This is a genomic window from Dysgonomonas sp. HGC4 (assembly GCF_001261715.1).
Taxonomy (GTDB): Bacteria; Bacteroidota; Bacteroidia; order Bacteroidales; family Dysgonomonadaceae; genus Dysgonomonas_A.
Genome location: NZ_CVRU01000103.1, coordinates 1 through 8,126, shown reverse-complemented (window position 1 = coordinate 8,126; position 8,126 = coordinate 1). Strand labels below are relative to the sequence as shown.

Sequence of the window (8,126 nt, the reverse complement as noted above, 5' to 3'; positions counted from 1 at the left end):
AGAATTATACTTAATTAGAACATTATATTTTAGAAGCGGATTTGAAATTGAAAATACTAGGAATGAGTGAATTATGAAATCAGACAAAGTTGAGGAAGAAATTAATAGAGAACTGGCTCTGCAAGTGGCGTCTGATACTATACAAAGAAACGATTTTCATCTTAAAATGGCAAATAATAGGATCAAAAAAGCTATTAAAAATATAAAAAAGCAGCAAGCAAAATAAAACAAAGTAAAATAGACCAAAAAACTAAACATCAACACATTACAAATTAAGATTATATATACCTCTACCATATAAATAAAAGAGCTGCTTACTGATAATCTCCATTTAATAACAACAGTACCTGCTTACAGAGTAAAACTAGATAAGACTATAACAATCTGATAATATGAAAGTTATCAAACAAGAAAATAATGAGAGTACTTATTATTGAGAATATATCAATATTATTGCCTTTCCCAGAATCACCCAATAGAAAACAGATCGCGAAGATTCCCCATATATAGAAAAAGACAAATATATTGTCATCAATTATTTACTATAACTATCTAAGTATGTTTATTCTACTTACAAAAATAGGAGAATGAAAAATTAGAAATTTAAGACATAAAAATAAGATCTGCATTTATAAAAACTGCCAATTTTAATCCCTCTGAGATTTCAATATTTGAAATCTCACGCTCAATCACCCGAAAATATAGAATTTTAAAGAGCATAAAAAGAGACAATAACTGTATAAATTGCAATTTTTCATCCCACATTTCACACATACTCATTATCTGTTTCTTGTAAAAAGACGGTTTTTCAAGAGTAAATTCAGAAACAAAGAATAGAGGAAAAACAAACTATTTAATATACTATTATATATCGCTAATCAATATACATAAATATATTATATTATAGATTTATATACACATATAATTATAACATATAAAACACGCATAGTCAACAAAATAAAGAATAAACCAACAATAAGAACAAGGAAGTACATTTATAAAATAAAAAAATAAGCATACATCAAAAATTCAAAAAAGGAGGGGCATAGTGGGCAAAAAACAGGACTTTCAGAAATACTAATATAGATAGATAATGCAATATAATAATAAACATAAGAATTTGATTACAAATCAATTACACTCAAAACACGAAAACGAATAAAATCTATAAAGATTTTAGACTTTATGAGGTCTTTAATTACATGAATAACATAGTTCATTAATAGGACAAGTTTAGTATTTTTGTGCAATTTTAAAATCAAGAGAAATGTCGAATACAATACAAGAGCGTTCCTTAGAAAAAATAAGATTAGGAGTGCTTACTTTCTTCTTATGCCAAGGGCTATGTTTTGCCAGCTGGGCTAGTCGTATACCAGATATCAAAGATGCTCTGCAAGTGAGCGATACTTTCATCTGGGGGCTTATTCTGTTTATGATACCCGTAGGTAAGTTTTTAGCCATACCATTGGCAGGATATACAGTTTCTAAATTTGGAAGCCGTATAATGGTACAAATAAGCATATTAGGATATGCACTATCTTTATTTTTGATTGGTATAAGCTCTGACGTTTACGTATTAGGTACATGCCTATTCTTATTCGGTATATTTTGGAATCTCACCGACATATCTTTAAATACTCAAGCGATAGGAATCGAGAAGATATTTGGTAAAACCATCATGGGTTCTTTTCATGGTGCTTGGAGTTTGGCTGCATGCGTAGGAGCAGTAGTCGGATTTGCCATGATAAACTTTCAGATACCTCATGCATATCATTTCACAGGTATACTTGCATTGATTGTACTCTCTTGGTTATTTAATAAGTCAGCGTTACAAACTGATATAAAAACAGCTCCCGTTGCTGAAGTGAAAAACACGGAAGAAGTGGTTCAAAAGAAGAAATCGAGAATGCCCGAATTGGTACTTATCCAACTAGGTCTTATCGGACTATTTGCTTTGATCGTAGAAAGTGCCATGTTCGATTGGGGTGGCGTATATTTCGAATCGATTGTAAAAGCTCCTAAATCTCTTCAAATAGGATTCCTTGTATTTATGATTATGATGACTACGGGACGTTTCCTTACCAATAAGGCGTACCAACTATTTGGCAAGCAACGCACCATACAGATAGCAGGCGCACTTATATTTGTAGGAATGTTTATATCAGCACTATTCCCTAGTATTGTATTATGCTCATTAGGTTTTATGTTGGTTGGATTGGGTATTTCGTGCATGGTTCCTACCATATATAGTGTGGTTGGCGAAAAATCGAAAATGCCTACGAGTATAGCTCTTACCATACTGTCAACAATCAGCTTCGTAGGATCGCTTATCGCTCCACTGCTGATTGGCTCAATATCTCATACTTTGAATATGAAATATGCGTACATCGTAGTAGGAATACTTGGTCTGATAATCGTAGCTCTTACCACCTTTACCAATGCAATGAAGGAGGAGAAGAAAACAACTTAAGCACATATTGAATCTCAATAATAAAAAAGCGGCTGCCTCCAGAAGAGACAGCCGCTTTTTATATAATGTATGAACGAGTTCTTATTCTTAGAACACCAAATTAGCTAATACTTCGTCATTAGGTAATTTAGCAACTCTGGTATCCATTATCTTTTGCACATCTGCAACAGTACCTGTAAAAGGACCAAATGCTTCAATCTTGATAGTTGCTACTGCTGCTGCAAATTTAGCTGACTCTTCCATGCTAGCACCTTTAGCTCTCATGTAGAGATATCCAGCCATGTAAGTATCGCCACAACCAGTTGCATCTACCACTTCTGTTGCTTCGTATGCAGGCACCATTATAAAATCTTTACCGTCGTACAATACCGACCCCATACTTCCCAAGGTTAGTAATACTTCTTTTACTCCCCAGTTGTATAGCATACGCCCTGCTTCGTAAACATCGGTTGTACCTGTAAGTACTTTCATTTCCATCTCGTTGGCTTTAAGTACATCAACATACTTTAAAACCTCAAGCTTGTCAGTCCAATCAACCGCATGCACTTCTGTACCACGCACTTCGCGCAAGTATCCTTGACAGTCGATAGAAATACGTCCTCTTTTAGATAATTCTTTTACAAAATCGTTCGAAAAATCATCAGCCATTAATGCACCTACATGAAAATATTTGGCATGAATATCGCCCATAACCTCCATAACAAAAGGATCGCCTTTTGCTAAAACACGTTGTGTACGGTTATCCTGATTTTCGCCATATATATTTTCGAAGTAGTGACTATTGTCGCATATCATAACCTCAACAGTTAAACCTTTGGCACGCAAAGCTTCTACTGCTTTCATTTCAGACTCGGCAAGCCCTGCTACCAATATATAATTAGAATCGAGGTTGCTTACTGCATTCGAAAAATAAAAGGAAGCTCCTCCCGACATATAAACCGTTTCTTTGGGCGTAACTATTTTATCTAACGTAAGATGCCCTATACAACAAATATCGTAATTAGTCATTATTAAAAATTGATTATTTCTAAAACAAGCCCCAAAGATACATTAATCTACTAAAAAGCGAGATTAAATTAGTGTTCTTTTAGAAAAGTAGGGTAAGTTTGATATTAGACTTAGGCATCAACATTCGTTTTTTGAGGAAAACTGAGAGAAAGAAAATCAAGCAAAGCATGCAACAAACCTGCCATATTCTAAATTCTATACGCTATCTATTGCCGAGATCTTACAAAAAAGAATTATTTTTAAGGTTTCAGACTTATTGGTTACTTCGGTAACGCCTCTCTTTAATTTTCTCCTTTGGAGGGAAAGCATACGATTTTTAAAAATGAACATGAAAGATGAGGTCTTAAAACTAAGAAATACAACACTAAATATTTAAATTTACTTGAATAATGATTATGAAAAAACGTTTCGTTTGTGCAAAGGTTGCAGGATTATTGTTTATGTCAATGATCTCCACACACAGCATCCAAGCACAAAATATTGTGACAATTTTCGGACAAGAAAAGATTGAGAAAACCGATGAGGGAGAAGTTTCTCACAGTTTCCGCAATGGCTTTTTACTACCCGGAGGTACAAACCCCGGAACATTGTTCAACGGGCAAGATATGATAGCATGGATGTATGCTACGGGCAATTTCACGACTCCCAAAGACGGGGCTGTGATTGAGCAATCTTATCCCAACATGGACAGTCAGGTAGAAGATAGCTATTTGAAATGGTTGGCTCAAAGCAAAGGCGAAAAAGCTATGAAATTGCTTCCTCAATGGACATGGACTGCTATGGAAGCCGATTCTACGGGATTGTTTAAACGCCCCGAAATGCGCTCAGCCTTTTTATATACATCATACGAATCGCCAAAGGAACAAATAGTACTTCTTGAAACAACAGGAGGAACACGTACCTACGTAAACGGAATGCCTCACGAGGGCGATCATTACGACTTTGGTTATACTTTGACTCCTATTAAACTAAAGAAAGGTCTTAATGAGTTTGTTTATACACCAGGACGTTTCGGCAAAGTAGCTTCTAAGCTGGTGAAACCCGATAAGCCTGTTATGTTTACAAAGCGTGACATGACTATTCCTGATATTATTATCGGAGAAAGCGATTCTAAATGGGCAGCTATAAGAGTAGTAAATACAACAGAAAAACCTTTACAGGGTTTGACTATACGTGCTACGCTTCCCGATGGACGCAAAGAAGAATACAAAACGCAGGACGTTATGCAGCTTAGTGTAAGAAAGCTAAGATATAAAGTTCCTGCTATTGCAAACAATGCTTCAACTGACGAAAAACTGACTGTAAAGATAGAGTTACTCGACAAATCGGGAAAAGTAATAGATCAGGCTGACATACAGATTCGTCAGGTTCTACCATCGGTACATCACGAACGTACCTTTATAAGCGGTATAGACGGAAGTGTACAATATTATAGTGTAGCTCCTGCAATACGTAAAAATCAAGAAGAAACAAAGGCTATGGTACTTACTGTTCACGGAGCAGGAGTGGAGGCTCGCAACCAAGCCAGAGCATACAAATCGAAAGATTGGACGGATATTATTGCCGCAACCAATCGCCGCCCTTACGGCTTTAACTGGGAAGAATGGGGACGCATCGACGCCTTAGAAGTTCTTGCAGAAGCTAAGCGTGTATTTAAACCAGAAGAATCTAAAATCTACTTGACTGGTCACTCTATGGGGGGACATGGTTCGTGGTTTTTAGGAACTACCTATCCTGATAAATTTGCAGCTGTTGCACCATCGGCAGGCTACCCTGACATTGCTACCTATAACAAAGGCAGAGGCGATGATATGCACGACAAGAATGCTAAATACGACGCCTTTAAACGTGGCGGTAACGGAGGACGTGTAATTTCGTTAGCTCACAACTTGAAACAATCGGGTGTATATATTTTCCACGGAGATGCCGACAGTGTTGTTTCTCCATCGCAAGCACGTCGCATGCGTGAGGTATTAGGCAAATTTCACCCAGACTTTTGTTATTACGAATATCCGGGTGGTGAGCATTGGTTTGGCGATCATAGTGTAGACTGGCCTCCTATTTTTGAGTTCTTTTCTCGCCACTCTATACCTCAACCTAAAGATGTAAAGGAAATAGATTTCCACACAGCATCTCCAGCAATCTCTCCAACAGATTATTGGTTGAAGGTAGAACAGCAAATCAAACCTTACGACTTTAGTAATGTAAAAGTTCGTTTGAATAATGATACAGTTCAGGTTACCAAGATAGAGAATGTAGCGATGTTGGTTCTTGATATTCCTTCATTGGCATTAGGAAATGGAAAAGTTACTATTGACATTTCGGGACAAACATTATCTACTCCAACCAATAAGAAAGCAATTCTTGCTCTGGAGAACAACAAATGGACACTAAAAAATGATGTGAACTTAAAGCACAAATACTCTGCTCGCTATGGTGGATTTAAGAATGCTTACACCAATGATGTAGTATTAGTATATTCAACCAAAGGAACAGCAACAGAAAACGAATGGTATCAGAACAAAGCTCGCTTTGATGCTGAAACTTTCTACTACCGTGGAAACGGATCTGTTGATGTAATTGCCGATACTGAATATTCGCTTGCTAAATATACCGATCGTAATGTGGTTATTTATGGCAATAAAGACAATAACCGTGCATGGGCATTGTTGTTAAAGAACAGCCCTATACAAGTAGGTAAAGGTGTAATTACTGCTGGTGGACGTACTTATAAAGGGGACGATCTTGGTACTTATTTTGTATATCCTCATCCTAACAGTAACACTGCCTCAGTAGGAGTGGTTGCAGGAACAGGCGATGCAGGTATGCGTGCTACATCTCCCAACAATTATATATCGGGCATCACAGGTTTTCCTGATCTTATGATATATCGTGCCGATGTTCTGAAAGATGGATTAACTGGCATGGAAGCCGCAGGATATTTTGATAATGATTGGACTTTGACAAATCAAGATTTCTAAATTATCAGAAACCTATAACTAAAAAAGAGAAAGCCGATGGAATTAATCCATCGGCTTTTCTTTTTTATATGATGACAAAGTATCTTGAAATGCTACAAGGAAACTTATTTTACTAAAACCTCTGAATTCAGAATATAATAAGTAGTCACTAAATACAAGCTTTATTCTCTTATAACGAATCTGTATTTTTTTTACACCTTACCGACCACAAATTTCCACGGTTAGTATTCCCCCTACCCATACCAACGTTAGCACGACCAACATTCCTATATACAGAAACATTAGCATTAGCATTTTGACTACCTGAGCTACTTGTCCAGAAATATCCTGCTATACCATAATTCACAATTGACGACCCATTTATATAACCAAGAAGCATGACATTAAAACCTCCTTTTGCCGAGGAACTTGATGTACCATTAGTCTCATTAGACGATCCCGAAGGAGGACATATACTTTTCATAGCAGTACCATGACCGGAGCTAGAAGTCGAACCTCGATAAACATTCATATAAACAGTTCTCGTAGGCTCCCCCCCCCAAGCAATAACCCACGAGGAGGGATTGAAGGTCGAAGTAGATGAAGCACTATATGAGGCGGCATTATTGTAAATTTCTTGCTCTAATTGATTCCACTCACGATCGCTCGGAAGATGCCAACCATCAGGACATATACCTTGAACATACTTGTTAGGAACTACACCAAGGGGACCTATCATTTCGACCTCGAATGCCTCAACTGTTGAGCCAATCACTTGCTGATCAACATCTGTACTTGTATTACCTTTGGCTGCAGCAAACCAGCTATATATTAAACCTTGATGTGCATTCCAAGTTAAGGGTGCTGTACTCCAATTACCCGACGTACCATTAGGATAAGCATAAGCTACAATATTAGGGTCTGTACTACCCGTATGAGCTGGAATAGCCCCCCCTCCCATACTTGAAGCATAACTTTTTGCCGCTAAATTCTCAGTCATCCAAACACCAGCAGTTCCAAAACTGGCTGCTTTAAAAGCATTACCATCCTGATCGTAAAAGACTCTCACATTTGAAGCCAATTGCTCATTACCTAAATATTGCCACTGCGAACCATTCCATACATTCAGACCTAATGGAGTAGGTGCACATACATTTGTATTATAAACTATCAAGCCTATATGAATTATTTTCTGAGCTGCATAATCGCTTTCATTACCAGTGAGCATAGGGAAAAGATCATTCAGGCTAGTCAGGGCTACACGAGGCATCATCAACCCTCGAGTAGAGGTTGCTAGATCCCCTCCTGTAATATCCTTCTCCTTTATTTCGAGCAAAGCACCTGATGCCGCAGACAAATGCGAACCAATAGTTACCTGCGCGTATAGATTAGAGCCCAAAGCAAATAGACAGAAAAATGAAAGCTTAGCTAGATAATTTATATTCATATGTTATTGATAAGTTGTTACTGACCGCACTCCCTTATAAAAAATATTTAAATAAGAGGAGATTAGAAAAAATAAAACAAGAATAACAAGAATTCACAAAATATAAATTTGTGCATATTATAACCTCTCCTACCAAATATTACTAACATTAAAACATATAAAAAGTTTCAAAAAAACTAGTCCTTTTTGAAGAGAGAGATAATGGGTTATATTTTTAAAATCGTCGTTGAGCACAAAGATA

General features: G+C 36.8%; 5 protein-coding genes. 3 read left to right on the top strand and 2 right to left on the bottom strand.

The window, feature by feature from the left end:
• Positions 1-73 precede the first annotated feature (73 nt).
• Entirely contained in the window at positions 74-226 is a 153-nt protein-coding gene (locus HGC4_RS18675) for a hypothetical protein (RefSeq protein ID WP_157258240.1), read from the top strand.
• Positions 227-1,267: 1,041 nt separating this feature from the next.
• Positions 1,268-2,470, top strand: a complete 1,203-nt coding sequence (locus HGC4_RS10570) for an MFS transporter (protein WP_050710104.1) — start codon at positions 1,268-1,270, stop codon at positions 2,468-2,470.
• 87 nt (positions 2,471-2,557) lie between these two features.
• On the opposite strand, the gene HGC4_RS10565 is transcribed toward HGC4_RS10570, so the two are convergent.
• Positions 2,558-3,478, bottom strand: a complete 921-nt coding sequence (locus tag HGC4_RS10565; protein ID WP_050710103.1) for a PfkB family carbohydrate kinase — start codon at positions 3,476-3,478, stop codon at positions 2,558-2,560.
• A gap of 395 nt (positions 3,479-3,873) precedes the next feature.
• On the opposite strand from HGC4_RS10565, the gene HGC4_RS10560 reads away from it, so the two are divergent.
• Positions 3,874-6,459 carry a carboxylesterase family protein gene (locus HGC4_RS10560; protein WP_050710105.1) on the top strand — a complete coding sequence of 862 codons (2,586 nt, stop codon included), beginning with the start codon at positions 3,874-3,876 and terminating at the stop codon, positions 6,457-6,459.
• A 169-nt stretch (positions 6,460-6,628) separates the two neighbouring features.
• On the opposite strand, the gene HGC4_RS10555 is transcribed toward HGC4_RS10560, so the two are convergent.
• Positions 6,629-7,885 (bottom strand): FISUMP domain-containing protein, encoded by a 1,257-nt coding sequence (locus HGC4_RS10555; RefSeq protein ID WP_050710102.1) that lies wholly within the window; start codon positions 7,883-7,885, stop codon positions 6,629-6,631.
• Between the last annotated feature and the right edge of the window lie 241 nt (positions 7,886-8,126).